Genomic DNA, 17,904 nt, shown 5'->3' with positions numbered 1-17,904 from the left:
TATTCCTGGCCGAAAACAATGATTCCTACGGGGAAAACCGGTTGATCATGCAACGATCGAAGGCGTTCGGCCGGAACCAGGAGACTCTTCCAAGGTTGGCGCCGTGCACGCCGTGGCCGTCCTCGCCGTCGACGGAGTCGTCCCCTTCGACCTGTCCACGCCCCCGTTTCCCGGGCCCGGGCGGTGGGTGCCCGGCGTCCGGACGCGCCGCGGCCGCCCGCCGGGGAGAGTCGGCGAGCGGCCGCGGTGTCACTTACCGGCGAGCGGTCAGCACTGGCGCAGACCGGGGGCCGGGTCCTGGCCCGTGTTCACGTCCACCGCGGGCACATTGCCCCAGGCGCCGTTGTCGAGCTGCGTCCAGTACCAGATGTCGTTCTGGCCCGGGTGCGGGTCGCCGTGGCCCCAGCACTGGAACCAGCTGAAGGTCCCGTTCAGCTGCCCGCGGGTGGCCGAGCGGTACGAACGGTCCGCATAGCCCTTCGCACCCGCCTTGTTGCCGCAGTACAGCCGTCCGTCCGAGCGCACCCCGCACTCGGCGGCCGGCTTGGCGGCCTTGGCGGGTGCGGCGGCCACGGCCGGGACGGCGGCGGTGAGGCCGGTCGCGAGGACGGTGGCGGACGCCATCAGGGCGAGCTTGTCGCGTACGTTCATGGTGTGCGTGCTCCTTGTTCGCGTCGTGAGTGCTGCGCGTGTCCCGGGCCGCGTGGAGCGACGCTCGTGCGAGGTGGGGGTGGCGTCCGCCGCGGCCTGGACGGGTTCGAGCCTGGCCGTCGCCGGGAGCCCCTGTCGAGGAGCCGGCCGTCGCCCGCGCCGACGTGAAACGGGAAACACCCCGGGAAACAGCGCCCGTTGCCGGGCCCGCCGTCAGCCGTCCGGCCCGCAGACGCGTTCGTAGGGCAGCCCGGGCAGCAGCCGCGCCCAGTCGCGTGGACCCGGGTCGCCGAGAAGGCGGCAGACCTGGGCCCGGCGCGCCCGTACGTCGGTGGTCCACAGCCGGACCGTGCCGTCGTTGCTGCTGCTCGCCAGGGTCCGCGGCCCGCCTCGCGCGCCGGGCGCGAAGACCACGCCCCATACGGCGCCCGTGTGGCCGCTCAGGGTGGCGACGAGCCGCCCCGGGCCGGGCTGCCACAGCCGTACGGTCCGGTCGCCGCCGCTGCTCGCGAGGACGGTCCCGTCCGGGCTGAAGGCCACCGCGCGCACCGGGCCGCTGTGCCCGGTGAGCGTGCGGAGCGCGGCGCCGCGCCGGGTGTCCCAGAGACGGACGGTGCCGTCGTTGCCGCCGCCGGCCAGGGTGCGGCCGTCGGGTGAGAACGCCACCCCGCGCACCGAGCCGGTGTGGCCGCGCAGGATCCGGCCCGCCGTGTGTCCCACCGGGTCCCACAGCCGGACCGTCAGGTCGTCGCTGCCGGTGGCGAGGGCGCGCCCGTCGGGGGCGAAGGCGACCGCGTTGACGAAGTCCGTGTGGCCGCGCAGGACCGCCAGGGGCGCGCCGTCGGCGGCGCGCCACAGCCGTACCGTACGGTCGGCGCTCCCGGACGCCAGGGTGCGGCCGTCCGGGGCGAAGGCGACGGCGAAGACCGAACCGGCGTGGCCGGTCAGCGTGGTGAGGAGCCGGCGGCGGGCCACGTCCCAGAGCCGGACCGTGCGGTCGGCGCCCGCCGAGGCCAGCAGTCTGCCGTCGGGCGAGAAGGCGACGGCGAACACCGATCCGTCGTGCCCGGTGAGCGGCGGGAGCGGGCGGCGCCGGGCCACCTCCCACAGCCGTACCGTGTGATCGGCCGCCGCCGCGGCCAGCAGCCGTCCGTCCGGGGAGAAGGCCGACTGCCACGCCTCGGTGAACGGCCGGGCGGTCAGCGCCGGTCCGGCCGGGTCCCACACCACCACCGACTGGTCGAACCCGCCGCTCGCCAGGCGCCCGTCGGGGCCCGCCGCGAGGGACAGCACATAGTCGGTGTGGCCCGAGAGCACCGCCGCCACCCGGCGGTTCACCGGGTCCCACAGCCGGACCGTGCCGTCTCCGCCCGCGCTGGCGAGGGTGTCCCCCGCGCGGCTGAAGACCACCGCGTTCACGTCGTCGCCGTGCCCGGTGAGCACCGCGCGCGCCGTGCCGTCCTCCGGGTCCCACAGCCGTACGGTGCGGTCGGCGCCGCCGGACGCCAGGGTGCGGCCGTCCGGCGCGAAGGCCAGTCCCAGCACCTGGTCGGTGTGGCCGGTGAGGACCGCGCGGGCCAGGCCGTCGGCGGTGTCCCACAGCCGGACCGTACGGTCGGCGCCCGCCGAGGCGACCGTCCGTCCGTCCGGGGCGCAGGCGACCGCCATCACCGCGTCGCCGTGCCCGGTGAGCACCGCGCGGGCCGTGCCGTCGGCGGTGTTCCACAGCCGTACCGTGCGGTCGGCGCCGCCGGAGACGAGCGTGCGTCCGTCCGGCGCGAACGCGATGGCGCGCACGGCTCCGCGATGGCCGGTCAGCATCGCGGTCATCCGGCGCGCGGGCACGTCCCACAGACGGACCGAGCCGTCCGTACCCGCCGTCGCCAGCCGGTGGCCGCCGGGCGCGAAGGCCACGGCGGTGACCGGGCCGTCGTGCCCCGTGAGCGTGGCCGTCTCCCGGTGGCGGGCGGTGTCCCAGATCCGTACGGTGCCGTCCGCCCCGCCGGAGGCGAGCAGGCGCCCGTCCGGGCTGAACGCGACGCCGTTCACGGCTCCTTGATGGCCGGTCAGGCGTCCGTCGAAGTACTGGGCCTGGGTGCTGAGCAGGGCGCCGCGCGACTCGGGGGTGGAGGCCGTCCGGTAGGCCGCGGCGGCCAGCAGCATGGACGCCTCGGGGCGCCCCTCGGCCAGCGCCTCGGACCGTACCGCCATCGCCTGCGACTGGGCGGTGCGCCGCTCCCGGTACGCGTCGGAACGCTGGCCGAAGGCCACCGCGCCCGCCGCCACGGCGACGGCGAGCAGGGCCGCGAGCGCGCCGAGCAGGGTGCGGCGGACCCGGACGTGGCGGCGGGCCGCCCGCCGGCCGCGCTCCTCCTCGGCGAGGCAGGCCGCCACGAACGCGGCCTCCCGCTCCCCCAGCGGGTCCCCGCCCCCGGGCCGGCGGTCCCAGTCGCGGACCGCGTCGAGCCGGGCGCCCCGGTACAGCAGGCCGGGGTCGCGGCCGGCGCGCGCCCACTCCACGGCGGTGTCCGCGAGCTGCTGGCGCTGGACGAGGGCGGCGCGGTCGCTCTCGATCCAGCCGCGCAGCCGGGGCCAGGCGTGCAGCAGCGCCTCGTGGGTGATCTCCACGCTCTGGGCGCCCGCGGTGACCAGGCGCGCCCGGACGAACGCGTCGAGGGCGCGCGCGGCGGCCTCCGGGTCCGCCGACTGGCCGGGGATCAGGGCGCGTTCGAGGGGGCGGCGGGTCTGGGCGGCGGCGCCTTCGCCGACCTGCACCAAGCGGACGAGCAGCTGGTGCGCCATCCGCTGCTCCGCCGGATCGAGGCGGCTGAACACGGATTCGGCGGTGCGGGCCACGGCCCCGTGGATCCCGCCGGTCGTCTCGTACCCCGCGACCGTCAGCACCCGGCCCGAGCGCTGCTGCCAGGTCGCCAGCAGGGCGTGGCCGAGGAGCGGCAGCGAGCCCGGCGAGGCGGCCGGGCCGGAGCGCAGGTCGCGCAGCAGCAGCTCGGCCAGGCCCGCCTCCAGGGTGAGGCCGGCCCGTTCGGTGGGGCCCGTGACGGCGGCGCGCAGCTCGGCGTCGGACATGGGGGCGAGGGCGAACAGGCCGTGGGTGAACGCCTCGGCGAGTTCGGGGTGGTCGAGGCAGGGCCCGAAGAAGTCGGCGCGCACGCCCAGGACGACGGCCGCCTCGGCCGTGGGCGCCCCGGTGTCCGAGGCCAGGGTGTGCAGGACGGTGACGAAGGCGCGGCGTTCGTCCTCGTCGGCGCAGAGGGTGAAGAGCTCCTCGAACTGGTCGACCACGAGCACCAGTCCGGGCCGGCCGTCGGCGTCGCGGGCCGCGTCCAGCAGAGCCCGCGGCCGTGCGGTCAGCGCCTCGGGGGTGAGGCCGTCGCCCGCGCGGCCCAGCCGGTCCGCGGCGCAGCGCACCAGTTCCTTGAGCGGGTGCGCGGTCGGGGTGCACACCACGGCGGGCCAGGCGGCGGACCCGGCGACCGGGAGGGCGCCGCGCCGCAGCGCGGGCAGCAGTCCGGCCTGGAGCAGCGAGGACTTGCCCGCGCCCGAGGGCGCGACCACGGCGAGAGGGCCGTGGCCGACGCGCTCGGCGAGGCGCCCCACCAGCTCGGCCGTGGCGGCGTCCCGGCCGAAGAACCACTCGGCGTCCTGCGGCCCGTAGGCGGCGAGCCCCCGGAAGGGGCAAGGCGCCCACTCCGGGTCGCACCCGCCTTCGCCCGAGCGGGCCGCGGGGACGCCGGAGGTGGCGGACGGCCCGGCGGGGGTCTTCGGAGCGGGCGGCGGGTCCGGGACGAGCCGGGTGAGGACCCCGCCCGCGTCGAGCACGGCGTCGCAGCGCCGGGCGACGTCGGGGGTCGGGGGCTTTCCCCCGTTCTCGATCTTGCTGAGGTAGCCCTTGCTGTAGTGGACCGAGCGGGCGAGCTCGGTGAGGGACATCCCGCGCAGGCTCCTGAGCCGCCGCAGCTCGGCGGCGAACTCACCGGCCCTCTCGTCGTTCGTCGGCACGAGCCGTTCCTTTCCGTGACCGACGGGACGTAAGCCTCACGGGAGGCAGGAGCGCCCGGCGGACTCCGGGGCCGCACGGGATGCGGGCCCCCGCGACGGCCTCCGCGACGGCGGCGACACCGGAACCGCGCCGGCCGGATCCCCCGGGCCGCGGCCGCCCCGCTGCGGACCCGTTCAGTCCTGGCCGAGCTCCGCCGTCAGGGCGTCGAGGCCCTCCAGGCGCCCGGCCGACTCGGTGAGCAGCGGGACGGTCGCGACCAGGATCAGCTCGGTCACCGCGATCTCGTGGGTGAGCGGGGCGATGGGGCCCGCCGCGTCGCGCGGGAGCCGCAGCAGCACCTCGGCCTGCGCGGCCAGCGGGGACTCCCAGGCGTCGGTGACCAGTACGAGCCGCACCCCGCGCGCCCGCGCCGCGCGGACGAAGCGGGCGGTGCTGTCGCTGTAGCGGCGGAAGTCGTACGCGACGACCAGGTCGCCGGGGCCGAGGTCGAGCAGGACCCGGGCGCGCTCGGCGGCCCCGTCCGGGACGCGGCGCACGCCCGGGCGCAGACTGGCCAGCTGGCGGACCAGGTAGTCGGCGGCGAGTTCGCTGAGGGGGCCGCCCATCCCCCACACCCCGCGCGCCTGGGCGAGGAGGGCGGCGATCCGGGCGAGCAGGGGCTCGCCGGCCGCGGCGACCGTGGCGTCGAGACCGGCCCGCAGCTGCTCGGCCGCGCGGCGCGGGCCGTCCGGCGCGGTGGCCACGAACTCGCGCAGCCGGGAGCGGTCGTGCTCACGGCCCTCGGCGCGCACCGCGGCCTGGAACTCGGCGAAGCCGGACCAGCCGAGCCGGGCGAAGAGCCGGGAGGCGGTCGGCGGGCTGACCTTCGCCCGGTCCGCCAGGGAGCGCAGCGAGCCCAGGGCCGCGAACGGATAGTCGTCGAGCAGGACGCGCACGATGGCCTGCTCCCCGCGCGGCAGCTCCGGATAGACCGCCCCGAGCCGGGCCGCCACTTCGTCGTCGTCCGCCATGCCACTCCCCCGCCGCCGTCGCCGATGAAGAAACGATTGTTACGCAACCACTGATTCTCTCGGGTTAGAGTAACGTTCGTGACTATAGACGAGCGCCCCTCCGCAAGCACCTCCGTACGGATCCGCCCCTGGCGCGGTCTCATCGCCGGCTACCGCGCCTGGCTCCCCGTCACGGACACCACACCGGTGGTCTCGCTCCACGAGGGCAACACGCCGCTCGTCCCGGCCACCCATCTGTCGGCGCTGACCGGCTGCGACGTGTGGCTGAAGGTGGAGGGCGCCAACCCCACCGGTTCCTTCAAGGACCGGGGCATGACCGTCGCGGTCAGCAAGGCCGTGGAGGCCGGCGCGCGGACGGTGGTGTGCGCCTCGACCGGCAACACCAGCGCCTCGGCCGCCGCGTACGCGGCCCGCGCCGGCATCGGCGCCGCCGTCCTCGTCCCGCGCGGGCACATCGCGCTCGGCAAGCTCGCCCAGGCCGTCCGCTACGGCGCCGAGATCGTCGAGGTGACCGGTTCCTTCGACGACTGTCTGCGCATCGCCCGCGAACTGGCCGAGCACCACCCGGTCGCGCTGGTGAACTCGGTCAACGACCACCGTCTTGCGGGCCAGCAGACCGTCGCCTTCGAGGTCGTGGACGCGCTGGGCGACGCTCCCGACATCCACTGCCTGCCGGTCGGCAACGCGGGGAACATCACCGCCGCCTGGCGGGGGTACGAGGCGTACGCCACCGCGGGACTCGCCACCGGCAGGCCCCGGCTGTGGGGCTTCCAGGCGGCGGGCGCCGCGCCGCTGGTGCACGGCGAAGTGGTGGCCGAGCCGGAGACGGTGGCCACCGCGATCCGCATCGGCAACCCCGCCTCGTGGACCGGCGCCATCGCCGCACGCGACGGCTCCGGGGGCCTCATCGGCGCCGTCGGCGACGAGCAGATCCTCGACGCGTACCGCCTCGTCGCCCGCCACGAGGGCGTCTTCGTCGAGCCCGCCTCGGCGGCCGGCATCGCGGGGCTCCTCGCCGAGCACCGGGCGGGCCGCCTCGACGCCGGGCAGCGCGTGGTGGTCACCGTCACCGGCAACGGCCTCAAGGACCCGGACGCGTCGATGCGCGGCGGCTACGAGTCCACCACGTCCTCGGCCCGTACGGCGGACGTGGCGCGGGCCCTGCACCTGGAGTCCTGACCCCGGGGGCGTGCCCGGGGGCCCGCGGGCAGAAGGTCGCTCACCCCGTATACCCGTTGATCACCGGGCCGTCCTCGGTGAGGATGGCGGGCATGCGACGTCTCGTGGTCATCGACGCCCCGTCCAACCTCGGCCTGCGTCCACCCGCCCCGGGCACGGTCCCCGGCTGCTACAAACTCGCGGGTGCTATGCGGGAGTTCGGCATCGTGCGGCGGCTCGGCGCGTACGAGGGCGGTGTGGTGGTCCCGCCGCGCTACGACCGGGGCGAATGGCAGGAGGGCGACGGCGTCTTCAACGCCGCCGCCATCGCCTCGTACACGCGCAAGCTCGCCGACCGCGTCGAACACCACGTCCGGGCCGGCGACTTCCCCGTGGTGCTCGGCGGCGACTGCTCGATCCAGCTGGGCGCCTCACTGGCGCTGCGCCGCACCGGCCGCTACGGGCTGGTGGTCGTCGACGGCTCCGCGGACTTCCGCCACCCCGGCAACTCCGACCGGATCGGCGCGGCCGGCGGCGAGGAACTGGCCCTGGGCACCGGGCGCGGCCAAACCGACCTGACCGACCTGGAAGGGCTGCGCCCGTACGTACGCGACGAGGACGTCCGGATCCTGGGTCTGCGGGACGGTGACGAGGACCTCGCGGAGTTCGCCGGACTGAGGATCCCGACGGCGACGGTCGGGGAGATCAGGCAGTGGGGCCCGGCGGAGATCGGCGCCTCGGTGCGCCGGTCCCTGGAGACGGACGTCCTCGACGGGTTCTGGGTGCATCTGGACGCCGACGTCCTCGACCCGGAGGTGATGCCCGCCGTCGACAGCCCCGACCCCGGCGGGCTGATGCCCGGCGAGCTCACGCCACTCCTCGGCGCGCTGGTCGGCTCGGAGCGGTGTGTGGGCTTCAACCTCACGATCTACGACCCCGATCTCGACCCGGACGGCACGGCGGGCCGCCTCCTCGCGGACCTGGTGGTCGGTGCCCTCGGGCCCCGCCCCTGAGCTGCGCGCGGACGCGGCAGGCCGTCGGCGCGCCGTCCACCGGGCCTGCCGGCGCCGGCCGCCCGGTCCGGCGTCCCGCCCGGATCCGCCACACCGACGAGTGAACGGGCGCCCCGGGAACTCCTCGGGCCCGCCCCGTAGACTCGGCGGATGGCGAAGTACTTCGACGTGCACCCCGACAATCCGCAGCGGCGCACCATCAGCAGCATCACCGACAGCATCCGCTCCGGCGCGCTCGTGGCGTACCCGACGGACTCCTGCTACGCCCTGGGATGCCAGCTCGGCAACCGGGACGGCATCGACCGGATCCGGTCGATCCGCCGGCTCGACGACCGGCACCACTTCACCCTGGTGTGCGAGACGTTCGCGCAGCTCGGCCAGTTCGTGCAGATCGACAACGACGTGTTCCGGGCCATCAAGTCGGCGACGCCGGGCAGTTACACCTTCATCCTGCCCGCGACCCGGGAGGTGCCACGTCAGCTGCTGCACCCCAAGAAGAAGACCGTCGGGGTGCGCATCCCGGACCACACCGTCACCCAGGCGCTCCTCGCCGACCTGGGCGAACCGCTGCTCTCCAGCACCCTGCTCCTGCCCGACGAGGATGAGCCGATGACCCAGGGCTGGGAGATCAAGGAGGCGCTCGACCACGTGGTGGACGCCGTGATCGACTCCGGCGAGTGCGGCACCGAGCCGACCACCGTCATCGACTTCTCCGGCGGCGAGGCCGAGATCGTCCGCCGCGGGGCGGGCGACACCTCGCGCTTCGAGTAGCCCGGATCAGTCCAGGTCGAAGTGGTACTGGCCGGCCTTGAAGTCCGCGAAGAGGGTGTACTCCACACCGCCGTGCGCGTCGTCGTCCTTCTCGACGGGCTCCAGGTCGACCAGCGCGTACTCGCTGTACCCGTCGAAGTCGCCCGGCCCGTCCGCGACACCGACGTGGATGGGGGTGTCGTCCGGCAGCCCCTGGAGGGCCTCGCGCAGACGCGCCGCGGTCCACACCCGGGGGTTGTGCTCAAAGGTGTCAGTCATGGAGCGAGGCTAGCGGCGCGGGTGGGCCGGGCCGTGTCACCGCGCCGGAAACGGGCGCGAAGCGCACGTTGACACAGGCGAGCCGCGCCCCCGCGGTCCCCGCCTGGCCCGGGCCGGTGGCCGTGGCCTTCTCGTGGATGACCAGCGAGTTCGCCTCGCCCGGCCGGATACGCCAGGGGACCTGCGCCGTGGACTTCCCGTCACCCCGGGCGTCGGTGGTCAGGTCGAGCCACACCTCGTTGCGGGGGTTGGCGTACGCGGGGTCGGTGGAGGGCTGAACGGGGTCGGGCTGGTTCTGGTAGTGGGGGCCCGAGTCGTCGGGGTTGGCGCCGCACGGCAACCGGTGCACATGGGCGCCGTAGGTGTGGTTGGGCAGGACGCCCCTGAGGCTCAGTTCGAAGCGGCTCATGGTGTCGTCCGCGGACTCACCGACGGCGACCAGGGAGCCCACCGGCACCCACGTGGGAACGTACGTCACCGCCCGGCCGGCCGGGGAGCCGGTGGCCGCCGCGAAACCGGTGGCCACCGCCACCGCCACGTTGTCGGCGGCCGCGGGCTGCGCGGCGACGGAGAGGGTGAGCGCGGCGGCGGCCGAGGCGGCGCCGAGGGTCTGCCGGAGGTGCATGGGAGGGGTCCGTTCAGTCGGTGGGGGTGGAGTCGGGGGACGCGCTCGGGGTGCCGCCCACCACGGTCCGGGCGGGGCTCGCGGGACGCCGGGTCGTGGTCGCCGCCGCCGGGACGAACCGGGCCGTCACATAGTGGTCGCCGTCCATGGTGACCGTGAGCTCGGCCGCCGCGGTGGTGGGCTGGATCCCGCCGTCCACGGTCCAGTGGTCGAGGCGGTAGCCCGCCTTGGGTGCGGCGGCCACGGTGACCTGGTCGCCCTTGTCGAACAGACCGGTCGCGGCCACCGTGACGGTGCCGTGGGCGGGGTCGTCCGGAGCGGCGGTGAGCGCGTACCGGGCGGCCGGGGCCTTGGGGGCGGGCGGGGTGCGGTAGTTGGCGAGGACCGGGCCGGTGAGGTTCATGACGCGCACGCAGTCGGCGGGCCGTGGCTGCCCCAGCGGCACACCCCGGGGCGTGTTCCCGTACGTCTGGCGGGGGTTGGAGAACCACAGCTTCGTCTCGCACCTGGCCGCGTCCGCGCACGACAGGGTGTATCCCATGATGTCCGTCCAGCTGCGGTCGGCGGGCAGGTGGCCGTGGTTGTCGGGGTAGTACGGGTTGAGGTTGACGGGCCGGTAGCGGGGGTCGGAGCGGTCGACCGGGTCGGTGACGTAGTCGTGGTTGAGGCCGAAGTTGTGCCCGACCTCGTGGGCGAGGTGGTAGGTGCCGAGGGTGTCGGCCTGCTGGGCGCCGAAGGCCTCGCCCGCGCTGCCGGCCGCGCCACCGGAACCGGTCCGGGGCAGCGCGGGGGTGTTGGCCGTTCCGGCGGTGTAGACGGCGCCGGGCCGGGGGGTGAACTGGGTGAGCACGTGCAGCAGGTCCGCGCCCCTGGCGTCCCGCTGCTTGCGCGCGTCGGTGGCGAACGCGCCCGCGTAGCGCGGGTCCCCGGGGTCCGACAGGGCATAGGTGATGCCCTCGGCGTCGCTGTCGTCGCCCGGCCACTCCTTGGTGGTGAAGGTGCCCAGCAGGTTGAGCCGGGCGGTGACGGTGCTCTCGGAGTAGGCGGCGTTGGCGCCCGCGACCGCGGCCTTCACCTTCAGGTCGAGGGCCTGTGCCCCGCCCTCGGTGCTGCTGACGGTGTGCGGGGTGTAGCCGATGAGCAGGTCGATGACGGGGGCGGTGACGGCGGCCCGCGCGTCACGCCCCGGCCGCCGGGCCGGGGGCGGCAGGTGCGCGGGCCGGGTGTCGCGCGGTGCCTGGACCCGTACGACGTCGTCGTGCGGGGGCGCCGTCCCCGCGTAGGTCAGCTCGCGCACGGTGGAGGTGCCCGCCCGGTCGGCGTCGATCACGTACCGCCTGCTGCCCAGATGCACCTCCCCGGCCACCCTCGGCGGGCCCTGGCCGCACGCCCCATCGACGGCGAGGGTCACGGGCCGGTCGGGGTGGTCCGTGAGGTGGCCGGTCCACAGCACGGTCCCCTGCGGGTCGCGCGAGATGCGCGAGGCCACCGCCTCGATCCCCGCCTCCTCGAAGAACCGGAAGGTGCGGCGGTCGGGCGCGGAGCCCCGCCGGGTGCCGCAGAGGGAGCGGAAGGCCCCATCGGCCCACTCCACCCGGCTCGTCCGGACCGTCCCGGGCGCGGGGCCCTCGGCGGCGGCCGTCACGGCGGGCAGGGCCGGCGCGAGGACGGCGGCCGCGAGCGCGCCGCGGAGCAGACGTCGGGGAGAGGGCACGGGTTCTCCTGGGCAGGGGTCGACGGGCTACAGCCCCAGGCTCGCGCCCGCCCGGCGCCGTGGCGCGCCGACCGCCGCTGGACGGGTGGCGCCGGCTCCGCCGGGAACGTCCGGAGCCGCCGTCCGGGTGACGGCCGCACGGCCGGCCCAGGGGCGTGCCGGTTTCCGTACGTGCTCCCGTACGCTGCCGCACGCCCTCGGCAGGGGTGTCCGGAAACGGACCCCCGCGGCGAGAATTGCCCCGCCCGGTCCACGAGGGCGGGCACTTGGGGAGAGGGGTGGGCGATGGCCGTTGCCTGTCGCTGAGCTGGGCCGAGGTGACCCCGGAGCAGTACGACGCGGTGCGTGAGGCCGTGGGGTGGGAGGAGCGGGCGCCCGACGGCGCCTGTCTGCACGTGGCGTGGTTCGACGCGGGTGCCCTGTGCGTCACCGATGTCTGGGAGTCGCAGGAGGACTTCGAACGGTTCTTCGGCGAACGGCTCGCGCCCGCCGTCGAGAAGGCCGGCATCACCGGTCAGCCGGACACCCAACTGCTGCCGCTGCACCGCCGGTTCGTGGCTCCGGGGGTCGGCGGCGCCGCCTGAGCGGCGCTACGCTGTGCGACGAGCGACGTGGTGACGTCCAGGAGGGGACCCGGGGGGCGCCTTGGAGCCGTTGGAGTCCGACGACCCGGCCGCCGTGGGGCCGTACCGGCTGGTCGCCCGGCTGGGCAGCGGCGGCATGGGCCGGGTCTACCTCGGGTACTCCCCCGCGGGCCGGAAGGTCGCGGTCAAGGTCATCCGGCCGGAGTACGTCCAGGAACCGGCCTTCCGGCAGCGGTTCGCCCGCGAGGTCATCGCCTCCCGTGCCGTGAGCGGCTTCTTCACGGCCGGGGTGGTCGACGCCGACCCCGAGGGGCCCCGGCCGTGGCTGGCCACGGCTTATATCCCGGGCCCCTCGCTCCAGCGGGCGGTGCAGAAGAGCGGGCCGTTCCCCGAGCGCTCGGTCCGGGCGCTCGGGGCGGCGCTGGTGGAGGCGCTCACCGCGATCCACGGCGCCTCCCTCATCCACCGCGACCTCAAACCCGCCAACGTCCTCCTCGCCCAGGACGGCCCGCGCGTCATCGACTTCGGGATCTCCCGGCTCTGCGAGCACAGCGGCCTCACCCTGACCGGCACCACGATCGGCTCGCCGGGCTATATGTCGCCCGAGCAGATCCAGGGGCTGCGGGTCGAGCCGTCGACCGACGTGTTCTCGCTGGGCTCGGTGCTGGCGTACGCGGCGACGGGCACCAGCCCGTTCGGGGAGGCGTCGGTGCCCGCGCTGCTGTACCGGGTGGTGAACGAGGAGCCCGATCTCCAGGCGGTGCCCCCAAAGTTGCGCGAGCTGGTCGGCCGGTGCCTGGCGAAGAAGGCCGCCGACCGCCCGGAGCTGCCCGCGCTGATGCACGCCCTGACCGGCGGACGCCCGCCGGGAGAGCTGCTCGCGCCGGGTTGGCTGCCCGAGCCCTGGCAGGGCGAGGACACGGCGCCGGCCCTCCCGCCCACCCCCACCTCGGTGTTCGGGCCACCCGTCCCCGCGGTCCCGCCGCCCGGGCCTCCGGTGGATCGTCGGCGGGTGCTGTACTCGGCTGCCGGCGTGCTGGCGGCCGGTGGCGCGGCCGCGGCCGGCTGGGCGCTGTCGCACGGCGGCGCGCCGGGGGCGGGGACGACGCGCTGGCGCTTCGCGACCACCGGCACGGTCCTGTCGTATCCGAGAGTGGCGGGCGACCTGGTCTACGCGGCCAGCAACGACGGCACGCTCTACGCGCTGAACGCGGCGGACGGGCGCCGCGGTTGGGCGTACACCACCGGCGGCGCCATCGGCTCCGCGCCCGCCGTTCTGGGCGGCACCGTCTATCTGGGCGGCGACGACCGCGTCCTGTACGCCTTCGACGCGCGCTCGGGCGCGATCCGCTGGCGGTACAGCACCGGGGGCATCGTCCACACGCCGGTGGTGACCGGTGGTGTGGCCTACGTCGGCAGCGCCGACCACCGCCTCCACGCCGTGGACGTGGCCACCGGCGAGCGCCGCTGGGCCTTCACCGCGGGCAACGACACGCACTCCCCCACCGTGTCGGGCGAGACGGTGTACGTGGGGAGCAGCGACACCCGTCTGTACGCGGTGGACGCGGCCACCGGCGAGAAGCGGTGGGCGTTCCCCACGCGCGGCGCCGTCTCCGGCGTCCCGGTCGTCGCGGGCGGCCTGGTTTACTTCGGCAGCACCGACGGCGGCCTGTACGCGGTCGGCGCGGACAGCGGACAGCAGGTCTGGCGCTTCCCGGGCGCGTCGGTCGGCGCCGGGCCCGCGGTCGCGCGGGACCTGGTGTACGTGGGAGGCGGCAAGCGTTTGTCCGCACTGGAGGCCACCACGGGCAGGGCCCGCTGGACGTTTGCGGCGGCGGGTGACGTGCACGCCCCGGCGGTGGCCGGCGGCGCGGTGTACGTGGGCAGCGACGACAGCAGGCTCTACGCGCTGGACGCGGCCACGGGCCGCCCGCTCTGGAGCCATCTCGCCCCCGCCCCGGTGCACGCCCCCACCGCCACCGAGGACACGGTGTACTTCGGCTGTGCCGACAGCGCGCTGTACGCCGTGCGCCTCTGACGCGCGCCCCACCACCCGGCCACGCCGAGGGGCGGGAACCGGACACCGGGTGACGACTGTCCTACTCACCGCAAGTAACGGCCTGTTCACACCGCCGCGATGGTGTCGGTCAGCAAGGGGGGACATGTCAGGATACGCATCCCGGCCGGCCGCGCGGGCCGAGAAGAGGGCCCGCCGCAACGCGCGGGCCGTCATGGAGTACCGGCGCGCGGCCCGGGGCTGCGGCCCGCTGGCGAACCCGCGCGGGGTGGTGGCGTACCTCTCCGTCCTGCGCACCGGTGACCGGATCTCGCTCACGGCGCTGGTCGCCGCGACCGCGCTCGCCGACCTCGCCTTCATCGGCTGGCTGCTCCTGCCCGAGCATGTGCCGGGGCCCGGGGTGACGGGGCTCGGCGGCTGCGGGCTGTGTCTGGCCCGGATCGGGTTCTGCCTGGTCATCGCGGTCGAGGCGATCAAGGTCGTGCAGGCGGTGGCGATCTGGGTGTTCGCGTTCCGGGCCCGCGACCCCATCCCCATGACCCCGCCCGCCAGGCTGCGGGTCGCCCTGCTGACGACGATCGTGCCCGCCAAGGAGCCGCTCGCCGTCGTGCAGCGCACCTTGCGCGCGATGCTGGAGGTGGAGCGCTGGGAGTGCGCGGTGGACGTGTGGATCCTGGACGAGGGCGACGACCCGGCGGTCCGGCAGATGGCCGCGTGGCTGGGCGTCCACCACTTCAGCCGCAGGAACCGCCCCGAGTACAACCGGCCCTCGGGCCCGTTCCGCGCCCGCACCAAGTCCGGGAACCACAACGCGTGGCGCGCCGAGCACGAGGACCGGTACGACGTGGTGGCGCAGATGGACCCGGACCACGTTCCGCTGCCGTGCTTCCTTGAGCGGACCCTGGGCTACTTCCACGACCCCGACACCGCGTTCGTCGTCGCCCCCCAGGTCTACGGCAACGCGTACGACAACTGGGTCGCCCACGGCGCCTCCGTGCAGCAGTACCTCTTCAGCAGCATCGTCGAGCGCGGCGGGAACGGTCTGGACGCCCCGTTGCTGATCGGCACCAACCACCTCTACCGGGTGGCGGCCTGGCGGCAGATCGGCGGGTACCAGGACTCGATCATCGAGGACCATCTGACGAGCATGCGCGTCCACGGCACGCTCAACCCCGCCACCGGCAACGGCTGGAGGGGCGTCTACACCCCGGACGTGGTGGCCGTGGGCGAGGGCCCCACGACCTGGACCGACTACTTCAACCAGCAGAAGCGCTGGGCGTACGGCATCTGGGAGATCAAGCTCAACCCCCGCCTCCGGAACGGCATCCGTCTCCGGCCCCGCCAGCGCCTGCTGTACGACCTGGTGCAGTTCTACTACCCGAGCATCGCCGTGAACCTGGCGCTCGGCACCCTCGCCACGGCGTTGTACATGCTGCTCGGGGTGGAGTCGATCCACCTGCCGGGCCTGCCCTGGTTCCTGCTCTGGTCGGCGGGCATGGCCGGGTCGTTCGGGCTGTGGCTGTGGCTGCGCCGGTTCCACCTCGCCGAGCACGAGCGGCGCGAGATCGGCACGGCGGGAATCCTGCTGACCCTGTTCGCCGGGCCCGTGTACATCGCCGCCGCGGTCAACGCCCTGCTGCGCCGCCCCCTCGCGTACGTCGTCACCGCCAAGGGCGAGCTGCGCAGCTCGGAGTCGCCGCGCACGTTCCGGCTGCATCTGCTGTGGGCGCTGCTGGCCGGGGGGCTGCTGGTGGTCAGTTTCGTCCACCACCACGACTACACGGGCATGCGGGTGTGGACGCTGCTGTGTCTGGCGGCGGGTTCGGCGCCACCGCTCCTCGCCCTGGCCGACGGCCTCTCCGCCCGGCTGCGCACGGCGAGGGCCGAGCGGTGAGGGTCACCGCGCCGAGGGTGCTCGTGCTGCTCTGCGCCGTCGTCCTGTGCTGGTACACCTTCCAGGTCGCGCCGGACGTCGCGGACCGGGGCCGGCGCGCCGCGGCGGCCCGCGCCGACGCCGTGCTGCCGCCGACCACCCGGCTGCCCGGCGCCGAGGCGGCCCGCCGCGCCACGACGCCCTTCCCGGCCCCCGGAAAGGCGTTCCTGGGTGTCTTCACCTCCCAGGGCACCCATGACTTCACCGAGGCGGCCGACTTCGCCCGCGGGACCCGGCACCGGCCGCAGGTCTTCGAGTTCTCGGCGGACTGGGCGCACGACCGCTTCGACGCGAAGGCCCTGGACCGGGTGGCCGCGCGGGGCATGATGCCGATGGTCGCCTGGGAGCCGTGGGACCACCGCGAGGAGGCCGAGGAGCCGAAGCTGCGCGGCGAGCAGCCCGCGTACCGCCTGTCGCGGATCGTCGACGGCGACTTCGACGCGTACGTACGCTCCTGGGCGCGCGGGGTCGCCTCGCTCGGCTACCCCGTGGCGATCCGCCTCGCCCACGAGATGAACGGCTACTGGTACCCGTGGTGCGAGCAGTCCAACGACAACGGCCGCGGCGAGTACGTCGAGGCGTGGCGCCACGTCCACCGGATCTTCGACGCGGCGGGCGCGCACAACGCGGTGTGGGTGTGGAGCCCCAACATCAGCTACACCAACTCCACCCCGCTGCGGCGCCTCTACCCGGGGGACGCCTATGTGGACTGGGTGGGGCTGTCCGGGTACTACGGCACCACGGGCAAGGAGAACTACCAGTCCTTCGAGGCCCTGTTCACTCCCTCCCTCAAGGAGCTGCGCCGCTTCACCCGCAAGCCGCTGGTCATCACCGAGGTGGGCGCCACCGACGCGGCCGGGCGCAAGGCCGAGTGGATCACCGGGATGTTCCGCGCGCTGCCCCGCCACCGCGATGTCATCGGTGTCATCTGGTACCAGGCGGTGAAGGAGATCGACTGGCGTGTGGGCACCTCCCCCGCGGCGTCGGCCGCCTTCGCCGCGGGCGCCTCGGCCGCCCGGTACCAGCAGCGGTGGGAGCCGGGCGGCGCGCCCCGGCTGCGCTGAACCGACGATCCCCACCGCGACCACCGGGCGGCGAGACGCTGGGACATACAAGCGAGACGGAAGGCCATTCTGCGGCTCGTTCGATCTTCCTAGGGTTGAGGACATCAAGCAGCAGAACCCGACTCAGGGAGAGTTACCGTGCGCGCAGTCATCCAGAAGTCCGTCGGCGGCCCCGAGGTCCTGGAGATCGTCGAGACCGACCGGCCCGTACCGCGGGCCGGCGAGATACTCGTCGAGGTCCACGCCATGGCGATCAACCCCGTGGACGTGGCCGTCAGGGCCGGTGCCTTCCCGCTGCTCGGCGAGCCCCCGTTCGGGGTGGGCTGGGACGTCTCCGGTGTGGTCGCGGAGGCCGGCCCCGGCGCCGGGTTCGCGGTGGGCGACGAGGTGTACGGGATGCCGCTCTTCCCCCGCACGGCGGGCGGATACGCCGAGTACGTGGCCGTGCCCGCCGGCCACATGGCCCGCAAGCCCGCCTCCCTCGACCACGTGCACGCCGCCGCCGTTCCGCTCGCGGCCCTCACCGCCTGGCAGGGGCTGGTGCGCGAGGCGGGCGTCAAGGCGGGCGACCGGGTGCTGATCCAGCGCGCGGCCGGCGGGGTGGGGCACTTCGCGGTGCAGATCGCGAAGGCGCGCGGCGCCCTGGTGACCGCCCTGGCGAGCGCGGCCCGCCACGACTTCCTGCGCGGCCTCGGGGCCGACGAGGTCATCGACTACCGCACCACCGACTTCACCGAGGCCGTGGAGCCGGTCGACATCCTCCTCGACTCCACGGCGCAGTCCGACCTCTCCGTCGCCGCGGTGCGCCCCGGCGGTGTGCTGATCAGCATCCTGGAACACCACGACACGCAGGTGGCCGCGCGCGTGGAGGCGGCCGGACGGCGCTTCGCGGGCGTGTCGGTCGAGCCGGACCGGGCGGCGCTGGAGGCGATCGCCGAACTCGTGGACGCGGGCCGGATCCGTCCCCACGTCGAGGAGACCTTTCCGCTGGCGGAGGTGGCCAAGGCCCACGAACTGGTCGGCTCGGGGCGGGTCCAGGGCAAGATTGTCCTGACGGTCTGACCGGGGAGGGCCGTGGAGGAGAG

14 protein-coding genes are annotated in these 17,904 nt (G+C 75.0%); 8 read left to right on the top strand and 6 right to left on the bottom strand.

Annotated elements, in window-relative coordinates:
• Nucleotides 1-267 precede the first annotated feature (267 nt).
• The 3 genes from ABZ404_RS24850 to ABZ404_RS24840 form a co-directional block, all read right to left on the bottom strand.
• Nucleotides 268-651, bottom strand: a complete 384-nt coding sequence (locus ABZ404_RS24850; protein ID WP_358834233.1) for a hypothetical protein — start codon at nucleotides 649-651, stop codon at nucleotides 268-270.
• Between the two features lie 213 nt (nucleotides 652-864).
• Nucleotides 865-4,671 carry a helix-turn-helix domain-containing protein gene (locus ABZ404_RS24845; RefSeq protein ID WP_358990888.1) on the bottom strand — a complete coding sequence of 1,269 codons (3,807 nt, stop codon included), beginning with the start codon at nucleotides 4,669-4,671 and terminating at the stop codon, nucleotides 865-867.
• A 174-nt stretch (nucleotides 4,672-4,845) separates the two neighbouring features.
• Nucleotides 4,846-5,682 (bottom strand): MurR/RpiR family transcriptional regulator, encoded by an 837-nt coding sequence (locus tag ABZ404_RS24840; RefSeq protein ID WP_358836729.1) that lies wholly within the window; start codon nucleotides 5,680-5,682, stop codon nucleotides 4,846-4,848.
• Nucleotides 5,683-5,802: 120 nt separating this feature from the next.
• On the opposite strand from ABZ404_RS24840, the gene thrC reads away from it, so the two are divergent.
• The 3 genes from thrC to ABZ404_RS24825 all read left to right on the top strand — a co-directional run bounded on the left by thrC (nucleotide 5,803) and on the right by ABZ404_RS24825 (nucleotide 8,624).
• Nucleotides 5,803-6,861 carry a threonine synthase gene (gene thrC / locus ABZ404_RS24835; protein ID WP_358836731.1) on the top strand — a complete coding sequence of 353 codons (1,059 nt, stop codon included), beginning with the start codon at nucleotides 5,803-5,805 and terminating at the stop codon, nucleotides 6,859-6,861.
• 92 nt (nucleotides 6,862-6,953) lie between these two features.
• Nucleotides 6,954-7,853 carry an arginase family protein gene (locus tag ABZ404_RS24830; RefSeq protein WP_358836728.1) on the top strand — a complete coding sequence of 300 codons (900 nt, stop codon included), beginning with the start codon at nucleotides 6,954-6,956 and terminating at the stop codon, nucleotides 7,851-7,853.
• Between the two features lie 150 nt (nucleotides 7,854-8,003).
• On the top strand, nucleotides 8,004-8,624 hold the full coding sequence (locus ABZ404_RS24825; protein ID WP_358836727.1) for an L-threonylcarbamoyladenylate synthase: 621 nt from the start codon (nucleotides 8,004-8,006) through the stop codon (nucleotides 8,622-8,624).
• 6 nt (nucleotides 8,625-8,630) lie between these two features.
• Here ABZ404_RS24825 and ABZ404_RS24820 read toward each other — a convergent pair whose 3' ends face one another.
• The 3 genes from ABZ404_RS24820 to ABZ404_RS24810 are packed head-to-tail and all read right to left on the bottom strand — an operon-like array spanning nucleotide 8,631 to nucleotide 11,221.
• Nucleotides 8,631-8,882, bottom strand: coding sequence for a DUF6225 family protein (locus ABZ404_RS24820; RefSeq protein WP_358836726.1), 252 nt, complete (start codon nucleotides 8,880-8,882; stop codon nucleotides 8,631-8,633).
• On the bottom strand, nucleotides 8,875-9,507 hold the full coding sequence (locus tag ABZ404_RS24815; RefSeq protein WP_358836725.1) for a superoxide dismutase family protein: 633 nt from the start codon (nucleotides 9,505-9,507) through the stop codon (nucleotides 8,875-8,877). The genes ABZ404_RS24820 and ABZ404_RS24815 overlap by 8 nt, the downstream gene beginning before the upstream one ends.
• Nucleotides 9,508-9,520: 13 nt before the next feature.
• Nucleotides 9,521-11,221 (bottom strand): reprolysin-like metallopeptidase, encoded by a 1,701-nt coding sequence (locus ABZ404_RS24810; protein ID WP_358990886.1) that lies wholly within the window; start codon nucleotides 11,219-11,221, stop codon nucleotides 9,521-9,523.
• Between the two features lie 278 nt (nucleotides 11,222-11,499).
• Between ABZ404_RS24810 and ABZ404_RS24805 the strand changes: the two genes are divergently transcribed.
• From ABZ404_RS24805 to ABZ404_RS24785, 5 genes are all read left to right on the top strand, one after another.
• Entirely contained in the window at nucleotides 11,500-11,805 is a 306-nt protein-coding gene (locus ABZ404_RS24805) for a hypothetical protein (RefSeq protein ID WP_358837399.1), read from the top strand.
• Between the two features lie 61 nt (nucleotides 11,806-11,866).
• Complete coding sequence (locus ABZ404_RS24800) at nucleotides 11,867-13,843, top strand: serine/threonine-protein kinase (protein ID WP_358837400.1); 1,977 nt, start codon at nucleotides 11,867-11,869, stop codon at nucleotides 13,841-13,843.
• A gap of 124 nt (nucleotides 13,844-13,967) precedes the next feature.
• Entirely contained in the window at nucleotides 13,968-15,716 is a 1,749-nt protein-coding gene (locus ABZ404_RS24795) for a glycosyltransferase family 2 protein (RefSeq protein ID WP_358837401.1), read from the top strand.
• Nucleotides 15,713-16,819 carry a glycosyl hydrolase gene (locus ABZ404_RS24790; RefSeq protein WP_358990883.1) on the top strand — a complete coding sequence of 369 codons (1,107 nt, stop codon included), beginning with the start codon at nucleotides 15,713-15,715 and terminating at the stop codon, nucleotides 16,817-16,819. The genes ABZ404_RS24795 and ABZ404_RS24790 overlap by 4 nt, the downstream gene beginning before the upstream one ends.
• Before the next feature lie 138 nt (nucleotides 16,820-16,957).
• Nucleotides 16,958-17,881 (top strand): NADP-dependent oxidoreductase, encoded by a 924-nt coding sequence (locus ABZ404_RS24785; protein WP_358990880.1) that lies wholly within the window; start codon nucleotides 16,958-16,960, stop codon nucleotides 17,879-17,881.
• Nucleotides 17,882-17,904: the final 23 nt, after the last annotated feature.

Origin of the sequence: Streptomyces sp. NPDC005878, assembly GCF_040629815.1 — a bacterium.
Classification (GTDB): domain Bacteria; phylum Actinomycetota; class Actinomycetes; order Streptomycetales; family Streptomycetaceae; genus Streptomyces.
The sequence above is the reverse complement of the archived record's forward strand: the minus strand, read 5'-3'. Positions and strand labels throughout refer to the sequence as shown.

Excerpts from the sequence above, each read along its gene's own strand:
- ABZ404_RS24825 (WP_358836727.1), top strand. The coding sequence starts at position 8,004 with ATGGCGAAGTACTTCGACGTGCACCCCGACAATCCGCAGCGGCGCACC.
- ABZ404_RS24795 (WP_358837401.1), top strand. The coding sequence starts at position 13,968 with ATGTCAGGATACGCATCCCGGCCGGCCGCGCGGGCCGAGAAGAGGGCC.
- ABZ404_RS24815 (WP_358836725.1), bottom strand. The coding sequence starts at position 9,507 with ATGCACCTCCGGCAGACCCTCGGCGCCGCCTCGGCCGCCGCCGCGCTC.
- ABZ404_RS24850 (WP_358834233.1), bottom strand. The coding sequence starts at position 651 with ATGAACGTACGCGACAAGCTCGCCCTGATGGCGTCCGCCACCGTCCTC.
- ABZ404_RS24820 (WP_358836726.1), bottom strand. The coding sequence starts at position 8,882 with ATGACTGACACCTTTGAGCACAACCCCCGGGTGTGGACCGCGGCGCGT.
- ABZ404_RS24830 (WP_358836728.1), top strand. The coding sequence starts at position 6,954 with ATGCGACGTCTCGTGGTCATCGACGCCCCGTCCAACCTCGGCCTGCGT.
- ABZ404_RS24840 (WP_358836729.1), bottom strand. The coding sequence starts at position 5,682 with ATGGCGGACGACGACGAAGTGGCGGCCCGGCTCGGGGCGGTCTATCCG.